The 25,848-nt window shown below is 55.1% G+C and carries 22 protein-coding genes; 3 read left to right on the forward strand and 19 right to left on the reverse strand.

The window, feature by feature from the left end:
* Positions 1 to 400: 400 nt before the first annotated feature.
* Positions 401 to 3,706 carry a hypothetical protein gene (locus R2I50_RS05350; protein WP_316608128.1) on the forward strand — a complete coding sequence of 1,102 codons (3,306 nt, stop codon included), beginning with the start codon at positions 401 to 403 and terminating at the stop codon, positions 3,704 to 3,706.
* 13 nt (positions 3,707 to 3,719) lie between these two features.
* The gene (locus R2I50_RS05355; protein ID WP_316608129.1) at positions 3,720 to 3,872 is read left to right on the forward strand and encodes a hypothetical protein; all 153 of its coding nucleotides are present in this window, start codon (positions 3,720 to 3,722) and stop codon (positions 3,870 to 3,872) included.
* Between the two features lie 345 nt (positions 3,873 to 4,217).
* Here the strand turns inward: R2I50_RS05355 and R2I50_RS05360 are convergent, their stop codons facing one another.
* The 13 genes from R2I50_RS05360 to rplS form a co-directional block, all read right to left on the reverse strand.
* Positions 4,218 to 5,498: a diaminopimelate decarboxylase gene (locus R2I50_RS05360; RefSeq protein WP_316608130.1), complete on the reverse strand. Its 1,281-nt coding sequence runs from the start codon at positions 5,496 to 5,498 to the stop codon at positions 4,218 to 4,220.
* 155 nt (positions 5,499 to 5,653) lie between these two features.
* A complete protein-coding gene (gene yihA / locus R2I50_RS05365) occupies positions 5,654 to 6,229 on the reverse strand; it encodes a ribosome biogenesis GTP-binding protein YihA/YsxC (protein WP_186833341.1) in 576 nt (191 codons plus the stop codon).
* A gap of 111 nt (positions 6,230 to 6,340) precedes the next feature.
* Entirely contained in the window at positions 6,341 to 8,746 is a 2,406-nt protein-coding gene (gene lon, locus R2I50_RS05370; protein WP_316608131.1) for an endopeptidase La, read from the reverse strand.
* Positions 8,747 to 9,024: 278 nt separating this feature from the next.
* Positions 9,025 to 10,323, reverse strand: coding sequence for an ATP-dependent protease ATP-binding subunit ClpX (gene clpX, locus R2I50_RS05375; RefSeq protein ID WP_316608132.1), 1,299 nt, complete (start codon positions 10,321 to 10,323; stop codon positions 9,025 to 9,027).
* A gap of 151 nt (positions 10,324 to 10,474) precedes the next feature.
* The gene (gene clpP, locus R2I50_RS05380) at positions 10,475 to 11,056 is read right to left on the reverse strand and encodes an ATP-dependent Clp endopeptidase proteolytic subunit ClpP (protein ID WP_316608133.1); all 582 of its coding nucleotides are present in this window, start codon (positions 11,054 to 11,056) and stop codon (positions 10,475 to 10,477) included.
* Positions 11,057 to 11,210: 154 nt separating this feature from the next.
* On the reverse strand, positions 11,211 to 12,488 hold the full coding sequence (gene tig / locus R2I50_RS05385; RefSeq protein ID WP_316608134.1) for a trigger factor: 1,278 nt from the start codon (positions 12,486 to 12,488) through the stop codon (positions 11,211 to 11,213).
* A gap of 91 nt (positions 12,489 to 12,579) precedes the next feature.
* The gene (locus R2I50_RS05390) at positions 12,580 to 13,272 is read right to left on the reverse strand and encodes a metallophosphoesterase (protein WP_316608135.1); all 693 of its coding nucleotides are present in this window, start codon (positions 13,270 to 13,272) and stop codon (positions 12,580 to 12,582) included.
* Positions 13,269 to 14,777, reverse strand: a complete 1,509-nt coding sequence (gene thrC / locus R2I50_RS05395) for a threonine synthase (RefSeq protein ID WP_316608136.1) — start codon at positions 14,775 to 14,777, stop codon at positions 13,269 to 13,271. Before thrC ends, R2I50_RS05390 begins: the two co-directional genes overlap by 4 nt.
* A 373-nt stretch (positions 14,778 to 15,150) precedes the next feature.
* Positions 15,151 to 15,540, reverse strand: coding sequence for a YraN family protein (locus R2I50_RS05400; protein ID WP_316608137.1), 390 nt, complete (start codon positions 15,538 to 15,540; stop codon positions 15,151 to 15,153).
* A gap of 18 nt (positions 15,541 to 15,558) precedes the next feature.
* Positions 15,559 to 16,167, reverse strand: a complete 609-nt coding sequence (locus R2I50_RS05405) for a ribonuclease HII (protein ID WP_316608138.1) — start codon at positions 16,165 to 16,167, stop codon at positions 15,559 to 15,561.
* Between the two features lie 191 nt (positions 16,168 to 16,358).
* A complete protein-coding gene (gene ylqF / locus R2I50_RS05410) occupies positions 16,359 to 17,372 on the reverse strand; it encodes a ribosome biogenesis GTPase YlqF (RefSeq protein ID WP_316608139.1) in 1,014 nt (337 codons plus the stop codon).
* Positions 17,373 to 17,426: 54 nt separating this feature from the next.
* Positions 17,427 to 18,221, reverse strand: coding sequence for a signal peptidase I (lepB, locus tag R2I50_RS05415; protein ID WP_316608140.1), 795 nt, complete (start codon positions 18,219 to 18,221; stop codon positions 17,427 to 17,429).
* A 161-nt stretch (positions 18,222 to 18,382) separates the two neighbouring features.
* The gene (gene rplS, locus R2I50_RS05420; protein ID WP_316608141.1) at positions 18,383 to 18,730 is read right to left on the reverse strand and encodes a 50S ribosomal protein L19; all 348 of its coding nucleotides are present in this window, start codon (positions 18,728 to 18,730) and stop codon (positions 18,383 to 18,385) included.
* A 249-nt stretch (positions 18,731 to 18,979) separates the two neighbouring features.
* Between rplS and R2I50_RS05425 the strand changes: the two genes are divergently transcribed.
* Positions 18,980 to 19,261, forward strand: a complete 282-nt coding sequence (locus R2I50_RS05425; RefSeq protein WP_316608142.1) for a DUF6291 domain-containing protein — start codon at positions 18,980 to 18,982, stop codon at positions 19,259 to 19,261.
* Between the two features lie 251 nt (positions 19,262 to 19,512).
* Here the strand turns inward: R2I50_RS05425 and R2I50_RS05430 are convergent, their stop codons facing one another.
* The 6 genes from R2I50_RS05430 to R2I50_RS05455 all read right to left on the reverse strand — a co-directional run bounded on the left by R2I50_RS05430 (position 19,513) and on the right by R2I50_RS05455 (position 25,798).
* A complete protein-coding gene (locus tag R2I50_RS05430; protein ID WP_316608143.1) occupies positions 19,513 to 20,436 on the reverse strand; it encodes an RluA family pseudouridine synthase in 924 nt (307 codons plus the stop codon).
* The gene (lspA, locus tag R2I50_RS05435; RefSeq protein WP_316608144.1) at positions 20,423 to 20,905 is read right to left on the reverse strand and encodes a signal peptidase II; all 483 of its coding nucleotides are present in this window, start codon (positions 20,903 to 20,905) and stop codon (positions 20,423 to 20,425) included. Before lspA ends, R2I50_RS05430 begins: the two co-directional genes overlap by 14 nt.
* 105 nt (positions 20,906 to 21,010) lie before the next feature.
* Positions 21,011 to 23,776 carry an isoleucine--tRNA ligase gene (gene ileS, locus R2I50_RS05440; RefSeq protein WP_316608145.1) on the reverse strand — a complete coding sequence of 922 codons (2,766 nt, stop codon included), beginning with the start codon at positions 23,774 to 23,776 and terminating at the stop codon, positions 21,011 to 21,013.
* An 87-nt stretch (positions 23,777 to 23,863) separates the two neighbouring features.
* Positions 23,864 to 24,532, reverse strand: coding sequence for a DivIVA domain-containing protein (locus R2I50_RS05445; RefSeq protein ID WP_316608146.1), 669 nt, complete (start codon positions 24,530 to 24,532; stop codon positions 23,864 to 23,866).
* Between the two features lie 16 nt (positions 24,533 to 24,548).
* Positions 24,549 to 25,289 (reverse strand): YlmH/Sll1252 family protein, encoded by a 741-nt coding sequence (locus R2I50_RS05450; RefSeq protein WP_316608147.1) that lies wholly within the window; start codon positions 25,287 to 25,289, stop codon positions 24,549 to 24,551.
* 5 nt (positions 25,290 to 25,294) lie between these two features.
* Positions 25,295 to 25,798, reverse strand: a complete 504-nt coding sequence (locus tag R2I50_RS05455) for a cell division protein SepF (protein WP_316608148.1) — start codon at positions 25,796 to 25,798, stop codon at positions 25,295 to 25,297.
* Positions 25,799 to 25,848: the final 50 nt, after the last annotated feature.

Below are 25,848 nucleotides of genomic sequence, written 5' to 3' on the forward strand. Positions count from 1 at the left end.
CGCGGGCGACCGATGGTCGCCCCTACGGCACGATCATACGAGGGACATTCGCACAGCGACATCGTAGGGGCGGTCATTGACCGCCCGCTGTGACAGAATATTGTAAGCCCTATCCGACGTTTTCGATATCAATAACGTCCGTCATTTGCGAGCGACCGATGGTCGCCCCTACAATTCCTCACTCCTCACTCCTAACTCCTCACTAACACAAAAGTCCCCTTACGCCGCATTATATGAAATTTACGCGATAGATATTACAAAGGTGTAGTGAAACTGAACATAATTTCTCCTTATTTGCTTGATATTTAATTAATAATGTATTATAATATAGGTGGGAAGTTTTTGAGAAATACGATCCGGTATTTTTCAGGCAAAACGCTCTTTCATTTAGGAGGAAATCATGAGAGTCAAAAAATGTTTGAGTATGCTGCTTGCTGTCATCATGATCGGCACGATGATCACATCGCTCCCGATCACAGCGAGCGCAGTGGATATCCACACGGCGGCGATCGGCGAGGGTACCGTCATCACCGTCAAAACGGCAGAGGAACTCAATACCGCATGTGATAGTATCAATGAAAACGGCGGCATATACACCATTGATTTGACCGATAGCTTTGAAGGTCAAGTCAATATCACTAACGAAGCTGCCGTAGTCACCGTGATCAGCAGTAAAGGGAAAACTCTTACCAACCCCACAACGGCAGTTTATGTGGAAAACGGTGCGACAGTAAAGCTCGGCGGTAACGGTAACACAAAATTGACCTTGCAGGGCAACGATCAACCTCATAATACCGGTGAGGGTAACGATGATCCGGGCTTGATTTATATTTTGCCCGGCTCGACTTGCGAGATGAATGAGAACGTCACCCTCAAAGACAGAAAAGGAAACAACTACCTCGGCGGCGGCGTTACCGTACAGGGCGGCAGCTTCATCATGAACGGCGGTACCATCGAAAACTGCGGTATCGACGGCGGTTCCGTCTGCTACGGCGGCGGCGTTGCGGTATTCAACAGAGGCACCTTCACCATGAACGGCGGCACGATCTCCAACTGCTATGCTATTTCGACCTATGACAGCGAACTCGATCCTAACCACCTGACCGCTTTAGGCGGCGGCGTCTTTGTCACCTCCGGTTCCGTATTCACGATGAACGGCGGTACGATCAGCGAGTGTACTGCCTCGGTTTGCGGCGGCGGTGTGGCGGCGGTCGGTGCCGTTGATAACTCGCATTATAACAGTATCGTTAACATCAACAGCGGTACGATCAGCGATAATACAGCGGCAGGCGGCGCGGGTGTTTTTGTCTCCCGCTTTCTCTATGCAAAAGCCGACCCGATTGCGGTAAGCGCAGCGTTAGCCGGCTCAACGAGCGCGGGCAGCAGCGGCTCAACGGACGGTTTGCAGGGCGACGCTCCGAGCGAGCCCGGTCTCTATATCGACACAAATTCGGATTCGGATTCAATTTTGATCAAGAACAACCATGCCGACGGCACATATGTTAAAAATGCCAACAAGCGATATGCAAACGGCTTAGGCGGCGGTATTCTCGTCGCAAATCTGGGAACATACACAGCTCAGATCCATAACGCCGAGATCACCGGCAACCGTGCGGATATAGGTGCAGGCGTCGCGGTATTCCATTTCACAACAAAGCCCGACATTGACAACTGCACGATCACCGGCAATACAGCCGTAAGAAACGGCGGCGGTATCGCGATGATAAGGAACGATAAAGGCGGCACTGTATTAAAGAACACCACCATCACCGGCAACACCTCCGGCGACCGCGGCGCGGGCGTATACTACGACGAGGATTCACCTCTGCACATCTCGGGCGCGGACATCATCCAAAACAACACCTACAACGACGCCTTGAACAACCTCAATGTATTCAGCGTTGAAAAGCCCGTGTATGTAGACGGCGACCTTACCGGCTCGCAGATCGGTCTCTCCGACCCGAGGCTCTGGGACGACGGCAAGAGCGATATCGAAGCGCCCGACGACGGCGCGGCGGAGCTTTTGACAAACGGCTACAAAACGTATAATCCCGAAGCTCACCCGAACGAGTACTTCACCTCCGACCACGAAACTTGGATCGTGGAAAGAACCGTGAAAACAACAACAGAAGTAGGTGTTCCAGGATCGGAGTATCTTGTATACACAGTTAAAAGGTATCCGGTGATAACCAAAGGCAATTACGCAGGTTTGAAGAATCAATATATAATAACAGATATTCAGAACCCTAACTTAACTACTCTTTCAACTAATAATGATATTATCAGTGAGCTGAAATACCGTTTTGAAAGCTCGAACAAGTATACAATTAACGATCTAAGCTACCCGAGCGTAGGGTCAACATATATTAAGTACACGCCTAAAACTTCTGACAGTCCGTTATCTTTAATTGTACTTCAAAAAGCACCCAATAAGAATGAAGTAACATTAACATATTACGGAAAGCAACCGCAAGGTAGTACCGTTGTTTATACAGCGTCTCCAAGCATCCAGTCAGCATACCCGTATTCAGAAGAATTGGTGTTAAAGATAACCAGATCCACCTCAGAGATCAATTCCACTTTTTCGGAATCTTCCACCGAGGAAAAAATCAATTATATAAACGCAGATCCTCCGGGAGGTGTTTTATATGAGTATGATGAATACGGCGATGTAGCCGCGAAGCTTACAATTGTAAAGACCGAAACGATATATACTCAAAACACTATTTCTGAGACCGGAACCGATGATGAAGTCCGGCTTGTTCGCATTGACAAGCCTAACTATCACATCAACAATACAGATATCGCCAATACTACTACATACGGCGGCGACGATATTTTCACCTCCTATGTGGAAGCGGCAACCGGAGAAGAGATAAAGGTCGGCGATACGATCAGGAGGTGTTACACCATCCCCGAGGTCAAGGCAGACAAAAACAACAGCTGCCCCTACATCTTCAAGGGCTGGTACTACGATCAGGAGAACGACAACGATACCCATCCCGTGAAGTTCGGTACCGACAAATACGCAAAGGATATCTACGCCCACTGGATCAAGGTCGATGACGTTGACAAGGACGCGGAGGATACCAACGAGCTTCCCGCGGGATATACCAAATACGGCGGCTTTGACCTCTGCGGCGTGCAGGTACGCAAGGAGCGCACGATTGATTCAAACTTCGGCGGCGAGAGTATGCCCGGAGGCTTACGCTTCGTCACCTCACTGAGCAAGGACGTTGTCAACAAGATCAACGCGATCAAGCCGAACAACATCGAATACGGCTACGTTGCAACGAATCAGGATAAAGAGGGCTGGATCAATTATCACAACAACGTTGGAAGAAAGCTGCAGTATGTCAGCGACGGCGACAACGGAATCAATACCTCCGAGACCGCAACCGACGAGAATTACTTCGGCTTTGCTACGAACGTTGTCTGCACATCAAAACAGTCCAACGGTACAGGCGGCGTCGTCAGGGAGGATCATCGCAGCTACGGCGACTATCTGCTCTACACCCTCGTCGTTACCTATGAGGGCGACGACGGAACAGGCTACGAAAAGAATGTACTGGCTCGTCCGTACATCCGATATAAAGACGCCAACGGCTTGGATCGCGTCGCATACAGCGAATACCGCGGTAATTCCAACACCCTCGGCGGCTGCTATACCAGCTATAGCTATAGCAAAAACAATCCGGATGCGTAACAGGAGGTAACAGATGAAAGAACAATATGAAAAGCTTACCTTGACGGTCACGCACTTCGACAGCGATGACGTCATCGCGACCTCTGAGATCGACAGGAACAACGCCTACAAAGCACTGGACAGCCTGAGCAGCAGCAGCACAAGGGTTCCCGGCAGCTGGTTTTAATTAGAACAGGACGTGCCGGTTCGTATCCGAAAGGATACCGCACGCTGCTCCCGCCGATAACCGGAGTCAGTGATCCCGAAAATACCGAAAAAATAATACACGGTACAGCCATCGTAGGATCGGTCATTGACCGCCCGCTGTCGCAGGGAGTTGTGAAGCATATCTAACGTTTTCGATATCAATAACGTCCGTCATTCGCGGGCGACCGATGGTCGCCCCTACGGCGGGAGCAAGCCCCCGCCCTACAACTCTATGCAACGTTTATACAATTCCTAATTCCTCATTCCTAAAAATCCCCCTTACGCTCCATTTAATGCGGAGCATAAGGGGGAATTTTTTGTTTTATCATTTTGTCTTGAAGCGGTAGGGAGAAAAGTCGAAGGTCGCGAAGTAATCGTCCATCGTCTCGGCGCGGCGGATCAGCTGATGGGTGCCGTCCTCCTTTAAGAGAACCTCCGCTGATCTGAGCTTACCGTTATAGTTATAACCCATCGCGAAGCCGTGAGCGCCCGTATCGTGGATATAGATCAGGTCGCCGGGCAGGATCTCCGGCAGCATACGGTCGACAGCAAACTTATCGTTGTTCTCGCACAGACCGCCGGTCACATCATACTTGAAGGTACACGGCTCGTTCTCCTTACCCAGCACGGTGATGTGATGGTAGGAGCCGTACATCGCGGGGCGCATCAGGTTCGCGGCGCAGGCGTCGAGACCGATGTAGTCCTTGTAGATGTGCTTGGTATGCAGGCAGGTCGCGATCAAGGCGCCGTAGGGCGCCATCATGTAGCGGCCGAGCTCCGAGAAGATCGCGACGTCATCCATGCCCTCGGGTACGAGGATCTCCTCGTACTTTCGGCGAACCAGCTCGCCGATCAGCATAATATCGCCGCAGGGCTCCTCGGGACGGTAATCCACGCCGATGCCGCCCGACAGGTTGATGAAGCTGATATGCACGCCGCAGCGGTCGCGCAGACGTACCGCAAGCTTGAAGAGGATCGCGGCAAGCTCGGCGTAATAATCGTTGGAAACGGTGTTGGAGGCTAAGAACGCATGGATGCCGAAGTGCTTCGCACCGTCAGCCTTGAGTCGGGTGAACGCCTCAGCCATCTGATCCTCGCTCATGCCGTACTTCGCCTCACCCGGGTTGTCCATGACCTGAACGCCGGTACGGGACGCCGCAAGCTCGAAGGTACCGCCGGGATTATAGCGGCAGCATACGGTCTCGGGCACGCCGCAGACGCGCTCGATGAAGGGGACAAAGTTGAGGTCGTCGAGGTTGATGTACGCGCCCAGCTCATACGCCTTCTTCATATCCTCCTCGGGGGTCACGTTGGAGGAGAACATGATGTCCTCGCCCTTGAAGCCGCAGGCTTCGCTCATGACCAGCTCGGTCAGCGAGGAGCAGTCTACGCCGCAGCCCTCTTCCTTGAGGATCGAGAGCAGGTAGGGGTTCGGGGTCGCCTTGACGGCGAAATACTCCTTGAAGCCCTTGTTCCAGCTGAACGCCTTGTACAGACGGCGGCAGTTCTCGCGGATACCTTTTTCATCGTAAACGTGGAACGGCGTCGGGATATCCTTGATGATATCCTGAGCGATCTCCTTGGTCAAAAACGGTGTTTTTTTCATATACTCATACCTCCCAAGTATTCCTTGTATTGCCAAAGCCTCCCTTTCCTAAGGGAGGTGGGCTCGCCGCAAGGCGAGGTCGGAGGGTTGCCGTTTCATTTTGATTTATATGTGAGACAGCGGCGGAAACCCTCAGTTGCTTCGCGACAGCTCCCTTAGGAAAGAGAGCCGGTGATCGCTTCTTCGATCTGCTGTGCGCCGTCGCCCTTAAGAGCTGAGAACGGATACAGCGCCACGCCCTCGAACTCCGAGAAAAGCTCGTTGAAAAAGTCAAGCTGCTTCTGATACTCGCCCTTATTGAGCTTGTCCGACTTGGTCATCACGATGATGAACGGGATACCGCTGTCGTAGAGGAAGCGGATCATGTTCATATCGTCGGCGGAGGGCTTATGGCGCATATCGATGATCTGCACCACCAGCGCGATCCTTCTGCCGGCGGCGAAGTAACCCTCGACCAGCTCCGCCCAGCGAAGCTTCTCGACCTTGCTGACCTTGGCGTAGCCGTAGCCCGGCAGATCGACGAGGTTGAACGAGCCCGCGTCAAAGAAGTTGATGGTCGCGGTTTTTCCGGGCTTTGAGCTGACGCGCGCGAGCGATTTTCGGTTGCACAGCTTATTGATCAGCGAGGACTTGCCCACGTTGGAGCGGCCGGAAAAGACCACGTCGGGGCGGTCATCCGGGCGCAGCTGAGAGCTAAGTCCCGCGGAATAGGTAAATTCTACATTCAGCATAGGAACTCCGTTTCAGTTAGAAGTTAGGAGATAGGAGTGAGAAGTTATCGGCGGGACACCCGCACCCGAATGATATGGGATTAAAACTCCTAACTTCTCACTTCTCACTAATTATGCGTTCGCCTCACGGCGTTTGTTGTCCTGTTTCATCGGCTTTTTGCGTGCGGAAGAAGACTTTCTCGCGACAGCCTTCTCCTCCCCCGCGAGAGCTAATCTCAGCACCTCGTCGACAGTGGATACGGGATGATAGGTGATGTTCTCCCTAAGCTCGGGGTCGAACTCGGCGAGGTCGCGCTCATTCTCCTTAGGGATGATGACGTTGCGCACGCCCGCCTTATAAGCCGCCATGCTCTTTTCCTTCAAGCCGCCGATCGGGAGCACCTTACCGCTGATGCTGATCTCGCCGGTCATGGCGAAGTCGGCACGCACGGGAATACCGGTCAGAGCGGAACACAGCGCGGTGGCGATAGTCACGCCCGCGGAGGGGCCGTCCTTCGGGATCGCGCCCTCCAAGGCATGGATATGGATATCGTTGTTCTTATAGAAATCGGGGTCGATATGCCAGCGGTCACAGCGGGTACGGATCGCGGTAACAGCCGCCTTGGCGCTCTCCTGCATCACGTCGCCGAGAGAGCCGGTCAGCTCGAGCTTACCTGTACCGTGCATCACGACGCATTCGAGCGGCAGGAGCGTACCGCCGACAGCGGTCCACGCCAGTCCGTTGACCATGCCGACCTCGTCCTTCTTCGCCGAGATATCGTCGAGATATTTCTTCACGCCGAGGAAGGCGTCGAGGTTCTTATCGCTGACGCGCACAACAGCGTCGGGATCGGAGAGGATCGTAACAGCCGCCTTGCGCAGGATCGCGGAGAGCTCGCGCTCGAGGTTACGCACGCCCGCCTCGCGGGTATAGAAGTCGATCACGGCATAGATCGCCTTGTCGGTCATGCGGAAGTTTTTCTTCCTGATCCCGCTGAGCTTCATCTGCTTCGGGAGCAGGTGCTCCTTGGCAATATGGAACTTCTCCACACGGGTATAGGACGGCAGCTCGATCACGTCCATACGGTCGCGCAGCGGCGCGGGGATGGCGTCGGGATCGTTCGCCGTGGTGATGAACATCACGTCCGAAAGGTCGAACGGCAGATCGATATAATGGTCGACGAAGGCGAAATTCTGCTCGCTGTCGAGCACCTCCAGCAGTGCGGAGGACGGATCGCCCTTGTAGTCGGCAGAGAGCTTATCCACCTCGTCGAGGATCAGTAAGGGGTTGCGTGAGCCGCACTTGCGCAGGGCGTTGATGATACGTCCGGGCATCGAGGCGATATAGGTACGGCGGTGGCCGCGGATCTCGGCTTCATCACGCACGCCGCCCAGCGCCACGCGATAGCTCTTGCGTCCGATGGCGTCGCCGATCGAGGTCGCGATGGAGGTCTTGCCGATACCGGGAGGACCCACCAGACATATAATCTGTCCCTTCGACCGATCGCTGAGCTTACGTACGGCAAGCTGCTCGATGATGCGCTTCTTGACCTTATCCAGCCCGTAGTGGTCACTGTCAAGCTTCTGTCTTACGGCTTCAAGGTCGATATTCTCCTCGGTCGCGGTATTCCACGGCAGCTCAAGGACGGTGTCTATGTAGGTCTCGATCACGCTGGATTCGTTCGTACCGATGGGCAGGCGCTCGAGGCGGGAACACTCCTTCAAGAGAGCTTTCTCCACTTCCTCGGGCAGCTTTTGGTCGGCGATCTTCTTGCGCAGCTCGTCGATATCGTTGAACTCGCCGTTCTCGCCCAGCTCGTCGCGGATGACGTTCATCTGCTCACGCAGGAAGTAGTCGCGCTGGCTCTGGTCGATGCGGGAGCGCGCCTTGTCCATGATGTCCTGTTCGACGGTCATGATGAAGATCTCGTTCTGCATCGCGTCGATCAGCACCTCGAGACGGTCGGAGAGATCGACGGTCTCCAGGATGATCTGCTTGATCTCGGCGTCGAGCATGACATTGGAGGCGACGTAGTCCGCCAGCTCCCCGGGCTCGCTCGCCATTCCGATCTTGAAGAGGATGTCGGGCGGCAGCTTCGGAGAGAGCTCCAAATACCGCTCGAAGGTCGCCTTCAGCGAACGCATGAGGGCGATATCGCGGGTGGTCAGCGTATGGTTACGCGCATTGCCGTAAGGTTCTACGGCGGCGTAGAGGCAGCCGTCGTTCGGCACGCTCTCGATGATCGCCGCGCGCCACAGTCCCTCGACCACGACGCGGGAGGGCTTAGACTCCTCCTTGACGACCTGCTTGATACGGGCGACGACGCCGACCTTGTAAATATCGTCGATCGTCGGCTCGTTGACGCCGGGATCCATCTGGGCGGTCAGGAAGATCAGTTGATCGTTCTCGACCGCGAGATCGACGGCACGCTTGGAGCGCAGACGATTGACCTCAAAGTTCAGCATCATCTTCGGGAACATCACAACGCCCCGAAGCGGCAGAACCGGTAGATTCAGATTCGGATTAACTTCTTTCATAATTCTCCTTTGGAATTATAGTGGATAATTTACGCGAAATGCCTTGACACCCCGTTCGACGCAGGAAAAGCCCATCCGTAGGGGCGGTCATTGACCGCCCGCAGAATGACGAGCGTTATAATCATCGAAAACGTAAGATAGGATATACAAAGCACCACGATGTCGGGCGACCAGTGGTCGCCCCTACGATTAGCCCCCATAGCATATAAAATCAGCATAAGGCTGTATGCGTTTACATACAGCCTTAATATGCAATTCGGGTTCAGTTACAGACAGACTCAGGACGCGCGTGTTTCGCTCCCGACGTCATTGTCGTGAGCCGCCGGAAAGGCGGAATCGTCGCGGAAGATCTGCGGCTCGTCGCCGTTCTCTACCACGCCGCGGGTAATGATGATCTTGCGGATGGAGTCATCCGAGGGGGTCTCAAACATCAGATCGGTCAGGAGTCCCTCAATGATGCCGCGCAGTCCGCGGGCGCCGGTGTTCTGCTCCTTTGCGGTTTTCGCGATGGCATACAGCGCCTCTTTCTCAAAGAGCAGCTCGACGTTATCGAGCTTGAACAGGTGCTTATACTGGGCGATGACCGAGTTCTTCGGCTCCGTCAGCACGCGCACCATGTCGTCCTCGGAGAGGTCGGACAGCGCCGCGATGACCGGCAGTCGTCCGATCAGCTCGGGGATGATACCGAACTTGATCAGGTCGTGACCGGTGACGCGCTTCATCCAGTCGCGCTCGAGCTCCTCATTCGTCGCGGAGACGTCCGCCTCAAAGCCGAGCACAGAGGAGCCGAGGCGCTTCTTGACGACCTTATCCAGACCGTCGAACGCGCCGGCACAGATGAACAGGATGTTCTTGGTGTCGATCTGTAAAAATTCCTGCTGAGGGTGCTTTCTGCCGCCCTGAGGGGGAACGTTCGCCACCGTACCCTCAACGATCTTCAAGAGCGCCTGCTGAACGCCCTCGCCGCTGACGTCGCGGGTGATGGAGGGGTTCTCGGACTTGCGGGCGATCTTATCGATCTCGTCGATATAGATGATGCCGCGCTCCGCCTTCTCAATATCATAGTCGGCAGCCTGGATCAGCTTGAGCAGAATGTTCTCGACGTCCTCGCCGACGTAGCCCGCCTCGGTGAGGGTGGTCGCGTCCGCGATAGCGAAGGGCACGTCGAGCGCCTTCGCGAGCGTCTGAGCGAGCAGGGTCTTACCCACGCCGGTAGGTCCGAGCATCAGCACGTTGGACTTCTGGAACTCGATGTTCTCGTCGCGCTTGAAAACGCGCTTGTAGTGGTTATACACCGCTACGGCGAGGGTTTTCTTCGCGTTGTCCTGACCGATGACATATTCGTCAAGGATCGCCTTGATCTCAGCGGGCTTCAAGAGATGATCGTTCTTAGGCGCTGTGAATTCCTCCGTCACGTCGGGGGTATTGTACTCGCCGTCCTCAAGGATCGACATACACAGATCGACGCACTGGTCGCAGATATACACGCCGTTGCCGGCGATCAGCCGCCCGACCATCTCCTGCGGCTTACCGCAGAAGGAACAGTAGACGCTGTCATTTTGCTTCTTTCCTGCCATAACTTATCTCCTTGGGTGCTTTTGGCAATCGGTTGAGACTGCCGTAGCCTCTAGCGAGGCTTCGCGATGACAATTACATCGGTTGAGATTGCCACAGCCTCTTGCGAGGCTTCGCAATGACAATTACATTACCTTCGCGATGACTGATTGATTATCTGTGCTCGATCACCTTGTCGATCAGGCCGTACTCCAACGCCTGCTGCGCGGTCATGAAGTTGTCGCGCTCGGTGTCCGCCTTGATGACGTCGAGGGGCTGACCGGTGTTCTTAGCGAGGATCTCGTTGAGCTTCTGCTTGGTGTGCAGGATATGCTTGGTGTGGATCTCGATATCGGTCGCCTGACCCTGAGCGCCGCCGGAGGGCTGGTGGATCATGATGTCGGCGTTCGGCAGGGCGTAGCGCTTGCCCTTGGTGCCTGCCGCGAGCAGAAACGCGCCCATAGACGCCGCCATGCCCATGCAGATGGTGGAAACGTCGCACTTGATATACTGCATGGTGTCATAGATCGCCATGCCGTCGGTCACGGAGCCGCCGGGAGAGTTGATATACAGGCTGATATCCTTGTTGGGATCCTGACCCTCCAAAAACAGCAGCTGGGCTACGACCAGGCTCGCGGTAGTCGCGTTGACCTCTTCGTTGAGCATGATGATTCTATCGTTCAGGAGGCGGGAGAAAATATCGTAGGAGCGCTCGCCTCGGCTGGTTTGTTCTACTACATAAGGTACTAATGCCATATTGATCATCCTTTCGCAGTATTATAGTATGATACAAAAATGTGAAATTATTAATATGTGAGATTGCGATACAGGCGGCAAATCGATTGAGATTGCCGCGCCGGGACTGTGTCCCTCCTCGCAGCGACGCGGTTACGGCAACGCAGTCGGACTCTTACTTGATGACAGCGTTCTCCTTGACGAGATCCATCGCCTTCTGTACGCCCAGATCGGCGGTGATGCCGGACTCGGGAATGATCTCCTTGACCTTCTCAACGTCCATTTTATAGATCTCAGCCATCTTGCCGTACTCCGCCTCGATATCCTCAGCGGTGGGCTGAATGTTCTCAAGCTTCGCGATCTTCTCGAGCGCTAAGCGCATCTTGACGCGGCGGGAAGCCTCGGGCTTATACATCTCGTGGATGGACTCGGAGTTCATGCCGGTGTACTTCATATAGGTGTCGAGGTCCATGCCCTGCTGGCGCAGGCGCATATCCATCTCGCGGAGCATCTGGTTCGCTTCGTTGTCAAACATCTGCTCGGGGATGTCGCCCTCGATCTTCTCGATGATGGCGTTGGTCAGCTTGTCGTCGAGATCGCGCTCGGACTCGCCGTCGAGGCGCTTCTGGATCTGCTCCTTGAGCTCGTCGCGGTACTCGGCAACGGTATCCTTCTCGGAGACGTCCTTGACGAAGTCGTCGTCGACCTCGGGCAGCTCCTTGCACTTGATCTCATGGAGCTTGATCTTGAACTGAGCGTCCTTACCCGCGAGCTTCTCGGACTGGTACTCGTCGGGGAACTTCACGTCGATGGTGAACTCCTCGCCGGTGCTGTGACCGATCAGCTGCTCCTCAAAGCCGGGGATGAAGTTGCCGGAGCCCAGCTCGAGGTTATAGTTCTCAGCCTTGCCGCCGTCGAAAGCCTCGCCGTCGCAGAAGCCCTCAAAGTCGATGACGACAGTGTCGCCGTTCTCAGCGGCACGATCCTCAACGGTAACCATACGGCTGTTGCGGTCGCGAACACGGTCGAGCTCCTCGTCGATCATCTCCTCGGTGACCTCGGTAGAGAGCTTCTCGACCTCGATGCCCTTGTAGTCCTTAATGTCGATCTCGGGCTCGGCGATCACGGTCGCCTTGAAGGTGAAGCCTTCCTTAGAGACCTCGGTAGCCTCGAGAGCGGTCACGGTAACGACCTTGATGTCGGCAGCCTTGCAGGCGTCGTCCAGCGCCTCGGGATAGCATTCCTGCATCGCGTCGTCATAGAACATATCCTCGCCGTACATCTTCTCGATGATAGCGCGGGGAGCCTTGCCCTTGCGGAAGCCGTGAACCTGAATCTTCTTCGACTCTTTCTTGAAAATCTTATCGACAGCCGCCATAAAGGTCTCGCCGTCTACGGTAACTTCTACCTCATAAGTATTGGACTCTTTCAGAGTGGATGATTTTAAAGCCATTTCATATTCCTCCTAATGATCTTCAAATTAGTTAATAATATAACATACATTGCAAAAAATTACTATGTATAATTTGTAAAAAGTTTGGCGCTTATCGCACTAAAATAGGGGTAAATCGCGTAAAATCGCACGCGATCAGGTGGAAATTGATCCCCCGGTACATGCCGGTGACGGCGTTCTGATGGGTTCGCTCGCCGTGCAGATGACCGTACCAGCACTCCCTGATGCCTAAATCAAGCAGCGCCTGCATGATCTCCTCGCACTCGACCTCGCCGTAAACGGGCGGGTAATGCAGAAAGGCGATCGGGGTGGTATCGCTGAGCTTCTTCGCGGCGTCATAGGACATCTTTAGGCGGCCGATCTCACGGTTGATGACCTTCATATCGTGCTCGCCCTCTTTGTCATAATACCAGCCGCGCGTGCCGCAGACGGTACGTCCCTCGATCTCATACGAATTGTTGAACAGCACCTGCATGGAGTCAAAGCCGTTTTTGAAGAGGTACTCGTCGATCTTCTTCTTTGTCTGCCACCAGTAATCATGGTTGCCCTTTAAAAGTAGCTTTTTACCCGGCAGAGAGTGGATGAACGAGAAATCCTCGTAACATTCCTCCAGCTTCATCGCCCACGAGATATCTCCCGCGATAACGACGGTATCGTTGTCGGTAACGAGGTGCTCCCAGTTCGTTTTCAGCCGCTCGACGTAATCCGACCAGCCGCGGAACACATCCATCGGCTTGTCGGTACCGAGCGAGAGGTGCAGATCCGCTATCGCGAACAGGCTCATGCTTCAATACCCAGCGCGCGGAGCACCACGCCCTGCATATCCTCCTTGTCGGTCACGTCGCCGAAGCGGGCGGTCTTGCCCTTGAGGGACGCCAGCGGAGCGGGTACCTCAGCGCCGGTGATCTCATGCAGCCGATCAACCATGTCGAACTCGCTCTCGGGCATCTCGCCCCTGTTGAGCGCGCCGAGGACAGCCTTGGAGAACTTGTAGGGGCTCGCGGTAGAGGCGATCACCACCGGGGTGTTGTCGCCGGTCTCGCGGATATAGGCGTCACAGACGGACACAGCGACCGCCGTATGCGTATCGCAGAGGTAGTTCTGCTGCTCGAAGAGGTCGTGGATGGTCGCGCGGGTCGAATTCTCGTCGGCGTAACCACCCCAAAACAGCGCTTGGATCTTCGTCTTGATACTGTCGCTGACCTCGTACCGACCCTCGCTCTTTAAAGCGTCCATATAGCCCTTGGTCTCGGCGTCGTTGTTGCCCGAGAGGGTATAGAGCAGGCGCTCGAGGTTCGAGGATACGAGAATATCCATCGAGGGCGATACGGTGGTGTAGAAGTCGCGGTTCTTATTGTAAACACCGGTGCGGATGAAGTCGGTGAGCACGTTGTTGGAGTTGGACGCGCAGATGAAGCGGTTGACGGGCAAGCCCATCTCATACGCGTAGTAAGCGGCGAGGATATTGCCGAAGTTGCCGGTCGGTACGGTGATATTGATCTTCTCGCCGAGGGCTGTCTTACCCATGTTTACCATGTCGCAGTAAGCGGAGATATAGTAGACAATCTGCGGCAGCAGACGGCCCCAGTTGATGGAGTTTGCCGACGAGAACATCATGTTGTGCTCATCGAGTATCTGCGCCGTCGCGGGATCGGTAAAGATCCTCTTGACCGCGGTCTGCGCGTCGTCGAAGTTGCCGCGGATGGCGCAGACATAGACGTTGTCGCCCTGCTGGGTGTTCATCTGGTGCTTCTGCATCGCGGACACGCCGTCCACGGGATAGAACACGATGATCTTGGTATGCTCGACGTCCCTGAAACCCTCGAGAGCCGCCTTGCCGGTATCGCCGGAGGTCGCTACGAGGATGACCGCGTCCTTACCGCCGCCGACCTTCTTCAGCGACTTCGTGAGGAAATGCGGCAGAATCTGTAATGCCATATCCTTGAAGGCGCAGGTCGGACCATGCCACAGCTCCAGAAGGTTCAGCTCGGCGCCGTTGTAGCTCACCGGAGCGAGAGGCGCGGGATTCGCGGAGCCGAACTTCTCAACGGTATAAGCGCTGTCTACGCAGTCGGCGATCTCCTCCTGTGTAAAGTCGGTGAGATATTTAGAGATAATCAGCTTCGCCCTGTCCCGATAGGACATTTTGAGCATTCCCTTCAGCTCGTCGGCTGTGAGCTGCGGGAAGCTCTCGGGCACAAATAAACCGCCGTCCTGAGAGATGCCCTGGGCGATCGCCTGAGCAGACGCGACGGATTTACTCTTATCCTGAGTAGAGTTATAGTACATATAGACCCTCCTAACCCATTTTATCTTTAGTATCATAACATAAAACGCGCGTTTAAGCAATAGGTAAAGGAACAAAAAAGCCGCTGTTTCAGCCGGATTTTCAGCTAAAACAGCGATTCTGCAAGATGGACGGTGAATAGAGGAATGGTGAACAGAGAACGGAGAACGGTTAACGGTGAAGGGCGGGCTGCGCCCGCACCCGATTTATATCCGTTTGATAAAGAAACAACGTCTGCGACCCTGCATAGAGTCGCAAACGTATGAAAAGCAGTCGTTATACCAATCCAAAAGCCGTCAGGCTTTCCCAACACCGTTCTCTGTTCTCCGTTCTCTGTTCTCCGTTCTCCGTTCTCCGTTCTCCGAGCATATATATTTAAAACCGGGCGTAGTCCTCATTCTGCCAAAAGGCATTTTTGATGTGGTTGATATCGGTGAGTCTGCCGCTGCTGCGGTCGAGCTCGAGCTCAATGATATCGAAGCGCGGCTGCAAGCCGGGACAACGCTGCATATACGTCACGGCGGAGCGCATGATATGGTACTGCTTCTTTCGGTCAACGGCATATGAGCCGCTGAGATACGGATCCGGGGTACGGGTCTTGACCTCAACAAACACCAGCTCTCCCCTATCCTCCGCGATCAGATCGATCTCTCCCAAGTCGGTTTTATAATTCTTTTCAAGAATTTTATATCCGATCTTCCGTAAGTAGCCCGCGGCGAACCGTTCACCCAAGGCGCCAAATTCCTGATTTGATAATGGTTTCATGATTCTTAACAACGGAGCCTACTTACTTTTCGCGTATATCTTCTTGAGGAAGCTCGGGCGGTGGATGGGGCTCGCGCCGTATTCGAGGATCCTCTCAACGTGCAGCTTTGTACCGTAGCCCTTGTGCTTCTCGAAGCAGTACTGCGGGTATTCCTTGGCGTATTCGAGCATCAGGCGGTCCCTGCTGACCTTCGCGAGGATAGACGCCGCGGCGACGGACATCGACTTCGCGTCGCCCTTTACGATATATTCGGCGGGAATAGAAAGAGGCGGCAAACGGTTGCCGTCGATCATGGCGTAGTCCGCCTTGACGGACAGCCCTTCGACCGCGCGCTTCATGGTATTCATCGTAGCCGCGAGGATATTGTCGCGCTCGATCTCCTCCACCGTACCGAAGGCGACAGAGCACGAGATCGCGGTCTCGATAATGACGTCAAAAAGCGCCTCGCGCTTCTTCTCGGTCAGCTTCTTGGAGTCATTGACGCCCTCGATGATACACCCCTCGGGCAGAATGACAGCGGCGGCGCATACGGGACCCGCAAGCGGACCGCGACCCGCTTCATCTACGCCGCAGATATGCTGAAAGCCCCTCTCTCGGGCTTCGTTCTCATAATATAACCAGTCCATAGATACCTCCGATTTTAATGAGGAATGAGGAATGAGGAATTGTGGGAAACGCTTCGCGTTTTGGATTGATATAACAGCTGCTTTTCATACGTCTGCGACTCTATATAAGGGTTTGCACATTGCTTTTATATCAAACGTAATATCAATCGGGTGCGGGCAACGCCCGCCATTCACTCCTAATTCCTAACTGTTCACGGCATTTCCAGCGTGATCCTACCGAGCTTTGCGGCGCGGAACTCGTCGAGCAGGGTGTAGGCGACGCGTTCGGTATCCGGCTCTCCGCCCGCGATCAGCATGCCTCGGTGCTTTGCGATCACGCCGAGCAGCTCGAAGCTCGGCATCTCCAGCTCCTCGGCGCTCAACTGATAACGCTCGCTGAATTCGGGTACGTCGAGCGTCTTAAGCAGGTCGATCAGGCGGATCGCCAGCAGCTCGGTATCCATGACGTCGCTCTTGATCGCACCGGTGAAGGCGAGGTGCTCGCCCACAGTCTGGTCGTCAAAGCGCGGCCACAGCACACCGGGGGTATCGAGCATCTCAAAGCCCTTGCCGACCGTGAACCACTGGTTGCCGCGCGTCACGCCCGGCCGGTCGGCGGAGACCGCCTTGGTACGCTTCGCGACGCGGTTGATAAAGGTGGATTTGCCGACGTTCGGGATGCCGACGATCATCACGCGCAAGGACGGATTCACCATGCCCTTCGCCTTGTAGGCTTCGATCCTGGGCTGTAATAGCTCGGTGAGGACGGGGACGAACTTATCCACGCCTCTGCCGCTCTTACAGTCGACGGGGATGGCGCGGACGTTCTCACTGCTCAGCACCGTGACCCAGCGGTCGGTCGCTCTGCGGTCAGCCATGTCGCATTTATTCAGCAGTACGACGCGCGGCTTGCCCGCGGTCAATCGGGCGATATCGGGATTGCGGGACGACACCGGAATACGCGCGTCAATGATCTCCGCGACCGCGTCCACGAGCTTTAAGTCCTTTTCAATGCGTCGCTTGGTCTTGGTCATGTGACCGGGGTACCACTGGATGATCTGGGTATGCTCGCTCGATATGGGAGCAGACTTCGGCTTCTTCGCCTTTACGGGCTTTGCGGGCTTCTGCGCGGCGGGCTTTGCCGCCTTCGCGTTCATCCGCGCGCCGGAGCGCCCGCCCTGCTGTCTGCGGTTATTCTTCTGATTCGGCTTCTTGGTAGGTTTCATACGCTGTTCCTTTGAATTGAAAGAAAGCCTGCTCCCTGAGAAGCAGGCTGTCGATTATTTGTAAACGTAACGGATGCCGCTGATATCGAACTTCAGCGAGTTACCCTCATACTTATGCGGGATAACGTCCAGCTGCGCCTTGCCGATAATCGAATCCTCGTCGATATAGCCGATCTGGCGGTAGCGGCTGTCGAGAGAAATACTGCGGTTGTCACCCATGACGAAAACCTTGCCTTCGGGGACAACGGTGTCGAGCTCCTGCTCGGGAATATCGCCCGGGATCGTCGTGCCCTGGATATAAGGCTCGTCGAGCTTCTTGCCGTCAACATAGACGGCGTTGTTCTCATAATCGAGCTTTAGCTGCTGGCCGGCTGTCGCGATAACGCGCTTGACCAGCGGCTTCTGGTACTCCTCGGCGTGGCTGATGATGACGATATCGCCCTGATGAGGCGTATAGAACAGGTTGGTGATGGCGACCTTATCGGTATCGATCAGGGTCGGCTCCATGCTGCGCCCGTCAACGTCAATGATCCTGAAGCCGAAGGTCATAATCAGCAGCACCAGCACCAGAGCGGTGAACAGGCTGCCGATCCAGTCATAGACAGTAGCTGTCACGACGCTGCGGTTAATGTGAACGACCGGCTCATCGTCAGCGTTGTCACGATCCATCTCACTCGCTTCATGTATAAGATCATGGAAGCTGATGGCGCCGCTATATTCTTTGGGACGCACCGCGTCGGGAGCTTTGCCGTCGGCGCTGACGCCTTCATCCGCGAGGGTATCTTTTTCAACGTCGTCGGGCAATTGATTTTTCTTCATATCCTGAGAGTCCAAAGCACTCATCTCCATAAACGTGCCTTCACGATCGAAAGCACATAATTACTCATTGTTGATTACCGTTATTCTACCATGAAAAGCGGGGGCTGTAAAGCCCCTCGATAAATATTTTTCTAATTTAGAATAACACGGAAAAAGGGGGCTGTAAAGCCCCCTGCGTAATAATTCAAAAATTATTTACGAATCTCTTCCTTGACCTTAGCAGCCTTACCGACTCTGTCACGCAGATAGTAGAGCTTGCTGCGGCGAACCTTACCGCGGCGGACAACCTTGACGTCGACAACGTTCGGGCTGTGGAGCGGGAAAACTCTCTCGACACCAACGCCGTAGGAAAGGCGGCGAACGGTGAAGGTCTCGGCTACGCCGGAACCGCGGCGAGCGATCACGGTACCCTCGAACATCTGAATTCTCTCTCTCTCACCCTCGCGAATGTTAACGGAGACCTTTACGGTGTCACCGATGTGGAACTCGGGGGCGTTCTCCTTTACGGAGCCTTCTGCGATTTTCTTTAATGCGTCCATAGTTTCCTCCTGTTATTTTTCAGATATTCGTACCCCGGTACCCATGTACCGTGCAGAGGACTATCCGCTTCAAATTTGGGCTTTCGCCCAGATCTGAACCCCGTCCCGGGAAGGACGGTATCCAAATGCCTAAATATATTACCACAAAAGCAAGTTAAATGCAAGTATTTTTTAAAATTTTACGAAAAGTTGTATAAAAGTATGAAACTTTTTATCCTGAGCACGCAGTAGTGAAGGAGTTGATGGTTTATGAAAAAGCCGATGGGATTCTTTACTTACTTTCACCACAGCGCGATGATCGCCCACCTGAGCGACGCGCAGGCGGGACGTCTGTACAAGGCACTGCTGCTCTACGGAGAAGAGGGCATTGAAACCGAATTTGACGACGATCAGACCTGTGCGCTCGCCTTCATCATCCTCAAGGGCGAGGTAGACCGCAATTTTGAGCGCTATGCCGAGACCTGTGAGAACAGGAGCAAGGCGGCAAAGGAGCGCGAAGCCAAAAAGCGGAACAGCAGCGAGGATGAATAAGCTTCGTTGATAACATCCAAGATGATATGCCCTATTAATTCGGTTGAGATTGCCGCGTCATGACCTGCGGTCATTCCTCGCAATGACTGTTTCATCACACAAAAGCACAATTGTGGTCAGTTGTGACAAAAAGCACTAAGAGAAAGAGAAAGAAAAAGAAAATAGTAAAGACAAAGAAAAAGGCAATGATAAGGATAAACGCCGATCGGCGGCTCTTGCATCCCATATCATCTCATATCATTTTTGATCTATCATTTCATTTTATCTCTCAGCTTTTGACGGAAGCTTACAAAGCTCTCGGGCGGATCGGCTGTAAACTCCATGTACTCTCCCGTCACGGGATGTATGAAGCCGAGCTTGTACGCGTGCAGGCACTGACCGCCCAGCTCCCTGATCACCTTCGCGGGGCCGTAGACGTCGTCGCCCGCGAGGGGATGACCGATATGCGCCATATGGACGCGGATCTGGTGGGTCCTGCCGGTCTCGAGGATACAGCGCACATAGGTAAAGCCGCTGTAGCGCTCGATCACACGGATATGGGTCACGGCGGGCTTACTGTTAAGCTGTGTGACGCACATCCTCTTGCGGTCGATCTTGTGCCGACCGATCGGCGCGTCAACGGTGCGCTCATCCTCCCTGAGATTGCCGTAGCAGATCGCGAGGTATTCGCGGGTGAAGCTGTGCGCCTTAATCTGTTCGCTCAGCCCCGCATGGGCGATATCGGACTTCGCTACCGCCAGAAGTCCGCTGGTGTTCTTGTCGATACGGTGGACGATACCGGGGCGCAGCTCGCCGTTGATACCGCTGAGGTCATCGCCGCAGTGATACATCAAAGCGTTGACCAGCGTGCCGCTGTAGTTGCCGGGAGCGGGATGGACGACCATGCCCTTCGGCTTATTCACGACCAGCAGGTGCGCGTCCTCATAGACGATATCGAGCGGGATATCCTCGGGGGTGATATCCACCGGCTGAGGGTCGTCGATCAGCACCGCGATGCTGTCGCCGACGGCGGTCTTGTAATTCTTCTTGACTGCCCTCTCCCCTACGGTGACCTTACCCTCCTCGATCAGCTTGGTCAGCGCTGAACGGCTGAGTCCGTCGAGCTGATCACAGAGGTATTTATCGAGGCGGATACCGCCGTCATTCTCACCGACTGTGAAATCAAGCCTGTTCATCGGTCTTTTTCTTATCGTTCTTCAGAAAATCGGAGAAGAACAGCAGGTAGACGACCAGACAGACCGTGCCGGCGGTGATGCAGTAGTCGGCGAAGTTGCAGATCGGCGAGAAGAAGCTCAGGCTGAGGTAGTCGGTCACATAGCCGAAGAACACGCGCTCAAACAGGTTGCCCAGTCCCCCGCCGATGATCAGCGCGGCGGCAACGGAGAACAGCTTGCTTTTCTTATAATTCTTTATCAGAAGAATAAGGAAGGCGACGATCACGATCGAGGTGGTGATTGCGAAGAACACGGTGCCGTCCTGGAACAAGCCGAAGGCGACGCCGCGGTTCTCGGAATAGGTCAGGTTGAAGAGCCCGGGGATCACCGTCACCGTACCGACAGGCTTGACGCCGCTTAGGATGAACGAGCGGATGATCTCGGCGAGCACCGGAACGATCACGATGATCGCGATATAGAGAATGATCATGTTTTCACTTCCTATAAGAATGCGGTGTACCGAGCGGTACACCGCATAAATGGTTACAATACCACTGTCATTCCGAGGGGATCTATCCCCGTAGGAATCCGCTGATTATTTCAGGATCGCGGCGCAGCGGGCGCAGAGGGTGGGATGCTCGGCACACGAGCCGACGGTGGTGGAGTATGCCCAGCAGCGGTCGCACTTCTCGCCCTCAGCCTTGGTGACCTCGACGGAGAGCTCACCGGACTCAGCCTTGACGAGCTTGACGTCGGAGACGATAAAGACTGCCTTCAGCTCGGGGAGGACGGACTCGATGAAGCGGTACTCCTCGCCGCTCGCCTTGAGGGTGACGCAGGTCTCGAGGGAGGACTTGACGACCTTATCCTTGATGACGACCTCGAGAGACTTCTTCACGGTGTCGCGCAGGTCATGGATGCGATCCCATGTCGAGATGAAGTCGTCGCCGACCTCGATCCGGGCGGTCTTCGGCATCTCATTATAGAGCACGTTCTCCTTGTCGTCGGAGGCGCGATGCGGCAGATAACGCCAGATCTCGTCAGCCGTGTACGCCAGGATAGGAGTCAGCATACGGGTGAGAGAATCGAGGATCAGGTACATCGCGGTCTGAGCGGCGCGGCGCTGCTTGGAATCAGCCTTCTCGGTATATAATCTGTCCTTGAGAACGTCGAGATAGAAGTTGGACATATCGACGACGCAGAACTTGTGGATCGAATGATAGACCTGGTGGAACTCAAAGTGATCGTAAGCGTTCAGACACTTCGCGATCAGCTCGTTGAGCTTCACGATCGCCCACTTGTCGATCGGCAGCAGCTCGGCGGTCTCGACCATATCCTTGTCGGGATCGAAGTCGCTGAGGTTGCCGAGGATGTAACGGGCGGTGTTGCGGATCTTGCGGTATGCTTCAGACATCTGCTTGAGGATATCGCGGGAGATACTGATATCGGACTGGTAGTCGGACGAAGCGACCCACAGACGGAGCACGTCGGCGCCGTACTGCTTGATGACCTCCTGCGGGCTGATACCGTTGCCCGCGGACTTAGACATCTTGCGGCGTTCCATATCGAGGATCATGCCGTGGGTCAGTACGGTACGGTAAGGCGCGACGCCCTCGGTCGCGACAGAGGTCAGAAGCGAGCTCTGGAACCATCCGCGGTACTGGTCGTTGCCCTCGAGATAGAGGTCGACGGGAGCGCCCAGATACGGACGGCGCTTACAAACCGAACGCCAGGAGGAGCCGGAATCGAACCATACGTCCATGATATCCTTTTCCTTCTCAAACTGCGTACAGCCGCAGGACGGGCACTTCGTACCCTCGGGGAGGATCTCGGACGCGTCCTTCTCGAACCACGCGTTGGAGCCTTCCTTACCAAAGAGGTCGGCGACAGCCAGCATGGCTTCCTTATTGACATAGGGCTCGCCGCAGTCCTTGCAGTAGAAGATCGGAATCGGAACGCCCCACTTGCGCTGACGGGAGATACACCAGTCCTTGCGGTCGCGAACCATCGCGGTGATACGATCCTTGCCCCATGCGGGGATCCACTCTACGGTGTTGATCGCGTCGACAGCCTGATCCTTGAAGTCCTCTACGGAGCAGAACCACTGGTCGGTGGCGCGGAACAGGATCGGGGTCTTGCAGCGCCAGCAGTGCGGATACTGGTGGATGATCTTCTTGAGCGCGAAGAGCGCGCCGGTCTCATCCAGATGGATGGCGATCTTTTTATTCGCCTCGTCGGTAGTCAGCCCCGCGAACATACCCGCCTCTTCGGTGAGCACGCCGTCGGAGTTGACGGGACAGACGGTGGGAATATCGTAATTCTGACAGACATTATAGTCGTCTACGCCGTGACCGGGCGCGGTATGAACGCAGCCGGTACCGCTCTCGAGGGTGACATGCTCGCCGACGATCAACAGCGACTCGCGGTCGAGGAACGGATGCTGCGTCTTCATGAATTCGAGCTCCGAGCCTTGGATGGTGCCGACGACCTCATAATCGCTGAGTTCCGCCTCCGCCATAGCGTTCTCATACAGATCGGTCGCCATGACGTAGTACTCGTCGCCGCACTTGATGATCGAATACTCGTAACGCGGGCCTACGCAGATCGCGAGGTTCGCGGGAAGGGTCCAGGTGGTGGTGGTCCAGATAACGAAGAAGACCTTAGACGGGTCAATGCCCATCGCGGAGAACTTACCGAGGTCATCGGTCACACGGAATTTGACATAGATCGAATGGCAGGGATCCTCGGCATACTCGATCTCCGCCTCAGCCAGAGCGGTCTTACACTCGGGGCACCAGTAAACGGGCTTGAGGCCCTTGTAGATATAGCCCTTGTCAGCCATCTCGGCGAACACCTTGATCTGCTCGGCTTCGAACTCATGCTTCAAGGTGATGTAGGGGTTATCCCACTCGCCGATGATACCCAGACGCTTGAACTGGGTGCGCTGGTCGTTGATATAGCCGGTGACAAACTCCTCACAGAGCTTTCTTAATTCCAATACAGAAATATCAGCAGAGGAGCCGATACCCGCCTTGGCGCGCGCCTTCAGCTCGGTCGGCAGACCGTGGGTATCCCAGCCGGGGACGAACGGAGACTGGAAGCCCGCCATGTTCTTATAGCGGACGATAAAATCCTTGAGGATCTTGTTCAGCGCGTGTCCGAGGTGGATATCGCCGTTGGCGTAGGGAGGGCCGTCGTGCAGCACATACTTCGGCTTACCCTCGTTCTTTTCGATCAGCTTGTCATAAACCTTCTCCTGCTCCCAGCGCTCGAGCGTCTTGGGCTCGGACTGCGGCAGACCGCCGCGCATCGGGAAATCGGTACGGGGCAGGTTCAAGGTCTTGTTATAATCCTGAGACATTTTCATACACTCCAAATAAAAGAAATGAATCAGCACTGAACTCCGATTACATAATAATCAGAGCTCAGTGTTGAAGGTTATCAAATATTATACGTCGTAGTTGTCGCCGAACTGCAGCTTGTCGAACTTGTCGTGTCTTTCACGCTTGAGTTCCGGGCGGCCGTTCTCGGCGGGAGCCTCGCTCTTAGCGGGCTTTGCGATCTTGATGTCCTCGTCGTCGGCAGCAGGCTCGTCAGTCTTGATCATCTCTTCGATCGGCTCGAAGGGATACTTCTGATCGAGCTCCTCGCGCTTCTCCTTGACCTCTGCTTCGGTGGGAAACTCCTCGACCATGGCGAGGTGCTTCTTGTACAGGGCGATGATCTCACCTCTGAGCTTCGCGGTCTCGGAATGGAGCGCCTCGAACTTATCCTTCTCACGCTCGGTCGCCATCTCAGCCTCGGTGAGGATTGCACGGGAACGCTTCTCGGCGGAGCGGATGATGTAATCCGCCTTGTTCTGCGCCTCCTTCATGGTGGTGTCAGCCAGCTTCTGAGAGGTGAGCAGGGCGTTGCGGACGGTCTCCTCATCCTCGCGGTACTGCTCGATCTTGCCGGCTAAGATATCCATCTTGCGGACGCAGTCGTTTTTCTCGGCGATCAGCTGCTCGACGGTCGCAGTGACCTCGTCGATGAAGTCGTCGACGTCGGCAGCATTGTAGCCGTTCTTTCCCGCACGGCGGAAGCTGATTTCTCTGATCTCGTCAATTGTTAACATATGTAGCACTCCTATCCTATCTAAAGTGTTTGACAGACACACGCAGCTTTCCCTTTCGGGAATTGCCGAGAATCGCTGACAAAACATATTTACCGTATTTCCTTATGGTGATCGTCGCGCCCTCCTTGAGGGGAGCGGCGACGGCGATCTCTGTGACATGGTTCACCATCACCATCTCCGACCGTATCAGCCGCGCGGCTTTGTCGCGCGACAGGTTCGCGGCAGCCGCCGTGAAGGCGTCCAGCCGCAGGGAGCTGAGGGTAAAGACCCTCTCCTCCACGTCGTCCGGCTCGGGCAGATCGGACGGATCCGCGTAGCCGGTCCTGACCCCTACCCTGCCGATCGCCGTGACCTGGGACAGGATGAAGGGAGCGATATCCTCGCGGACGAAGATCACCGTACGCCCCGGGGAGGTCAGGATATCGCCGAGGGTATCGCGGTTGATGCCCAGCGCCATCAGCGAGCCCAGGAAGTCGCGGTGACGAAGGTCATCCTCTGCTCTGTAGGTAAACTGAAGCGGGACTATGGGGAAGTCCTCCTCCCCCGCCGAAGCGCCCAGCATCACGCGGACAGCGCCCTCATACCCGCCGAAGAAGCGGATATCGGCGCGCTTAGGCAGATGCTCGCGCAGGTACAGGCTCTCATGCTCGTTGAGAAAGCCTACAAAGCGCGGACAGCTCCGCCGCTCGCTCAGCTCGATTGCGTCATAAGCGCGGGATAAAAGCAGCTTATCCTCAGCGCTGTTCAACTGAGCCAAGCTGATTAAAAGTAAACGCCGCTGTGCTCAAGCTCGTCGAGCAGGTCGTCGCCGGTGAGGTCAACGTTGTTCGGGATAATGATGAAGGTCGAGGTAGCGATCTTCTTGATCTTACCGCGGTTAGCGTAAGCGACGCCGGAGAGAAAGTCGATAATGCGGCGCGCCATATCCTTGTTGGTGTTCTCGAGGTTGAGGACGACGGTATGGGTCTTTAAGAGCTCATCCGCGATGGTGCGGGTCTCCTCGCCGAAGCGCTCGGGCTTGAACAGGGCTACGGCGAGCTTCGCGGTAGCGCTGATATTCACGACCTTGCTGCTGTTGCCGCGGCGTGACGACTCGCGGGACGAGCCGTAGTCGTCGAAGTCGTCGTAGCGGGAAGATGACGACGAACGGCGGGAGGGAGCTTCCTCCTCCGCCTCTTCCTCCTCATAATCCTCGTATTCATTATACTCATACTCATCGTCAGGCGCATCCCACATGCGCTTGAACTTATCTACAAATCCTGCCATTTTGGTTTCCTCCGTTTTTTGAGATATATTGTAACTGATAATCACTGAAA

This window comes from uncultured Ruminococcus sp. (assembly GCA_902785355.1).
GTDB lineage: Bacteria > Bacillota > Clostridia > Oscillospirales > Acutalibacteraceae > Ruminococcoides.

Bases quoted from the DNA above. Each gene is read 5' to 3' on its own strand.
- R2I50_RS05405 (WP_316608138.1), bottom strand. From the start codon at position 16,167: ATGGACTGGTTATATTATGAGAACGAAGCCCGAGAGAGGGGCTTTCAG.
- R2I50_RS05445 (WP_316608146.1), bottom strand. From the start codon at position 24,532: ATGTTAACAATTGACGAGATCAGAGAAATCAGCTTCCGCCGTGCGGGA.
- R2I50_RS05400 (WP_316608137.1), bottom strand. From the start codon at position 15,540: ATGAAACCATTATCAAATCAGGAATTTGGCGCCTTGGGTGAACGGTTC.
- clpP (WP_316608133.1), bottom strand. From the start codon at position 11,056: ATGGCATTAGTACCTTATGTAGTAGAACAAACCAGCCGAGGCGAGCGC.
- lspA (WP_316608144.1), bottom strand. From the start codon at position 20,905: ATGATCATTCTCTATATCGCGATCATCGTGATCGTTCCGGTGCTCGCC.
- ylqF (WP_316608139.1), bottom strand. From the start codon at position 17,372: ATGAAACCTACCAAGAAGCCGAATCAGAAGAATAACCGCAGACAGCAG.
- R2I50_RS05455 (WP_316608148.1), bottom strand. From the start codon at position 25,798: ATGGCAGGATTTGTAGATAAGTTCAAGCGCATGTGGGATGCGCCTGAC.
- lepB (WP_316608140.1), bottom strand. From the start codon at position 18,221: ATGGAGATGAGTGCTTTGGACTCTCAGGATATGAAGAAAAATCAATTG.
- R2I50_RS05350 (WP_316608128.1), top strand. From the start codon at position 401: ATGAGAGTCAAAAAATGTTTGAGTATGCTGCTTGCTGTCATCATGATC.
- R2I50_RS05360 (WP_316608130.1), bottom strand. From the start codon at position 5,498: ATGAAAAAAACACCGTTTTTGACCAAGGAGATCGCTCAGGATATCATC.
- clpX (WP_316608132.1), bottom strand. From the start codon at position 10,323: ATGGCAGGAAAGAAGCAAAATGACAGCGTCTACTGTTCCTTCTGCGGT.
- ileS (WP_316608145.1), bottom strand. From the start codon at position 23,776: ATGTCTCAGGATTATAACAAGACCTTGAACCTGCCCCGTACCGATTTC.
- yihA (WP_186833341.1), bottom strand. From the start codon at position 6,229: ATGCTGAATGTAGAATTTACCTATTCCGCGGGACTTAGCTCTCAGCTG.
- R2I50_RS05425 (WP_316608142.1), top strand. From the start codon at position 18,980: ATGAAAAAGCCGATGGGATTCTTTACTTACTTTCACCACAGCGCGATG.
- rplS (WP_316608141.1), bottom strand. From the start codon at position 18,730: ATGGACGCATTAAAGAAAATCGCAGAAGGCTCCGTAAAGGAGAACGCC.
- thrC (WP_316608136.1), bottom strand. From the start codon at position 14,777: ATGTACTATAACTCTACTCAGGATAAGAGTAAATCCGTCGCGTCTGCT.
- R2I50_RS05355 (WP_316608129.1), top strand. From the start codon at position 3,720: ATGAAAGAACAATATGAAAAGCTTACCTTGACGGTCACGCACTTCGAC.
- lon (WP_316608131.1), bottom strand. From the start codon at position 8,746: ATGAAAGAAGTTAATCCGAATCTGAATCTACCGGTTCTGCCGCTTCGG.
- R2I50_RS05390 (WP_316608135.1), bottom strand. From the start codon at position 13,272: ATGAGCCTGTTCGCGATAGCGGATCTGCACCTCTCGCTCGGTACCGAC.
- R2I50_RS05430 (WP_316608143.1), bottom strand. From the start codon at position 20,436: ATGAACAGGCTTGATTTCACAGTCGGTGAGAATGACGGCGGTATCCGC.
- tig (WP_316608134.1), bottom strand. From the start codon at position 12,488: ATGGCTTTAAAATCATCCACTCTGAAAGAGTCCAATACTTATGAGGTA.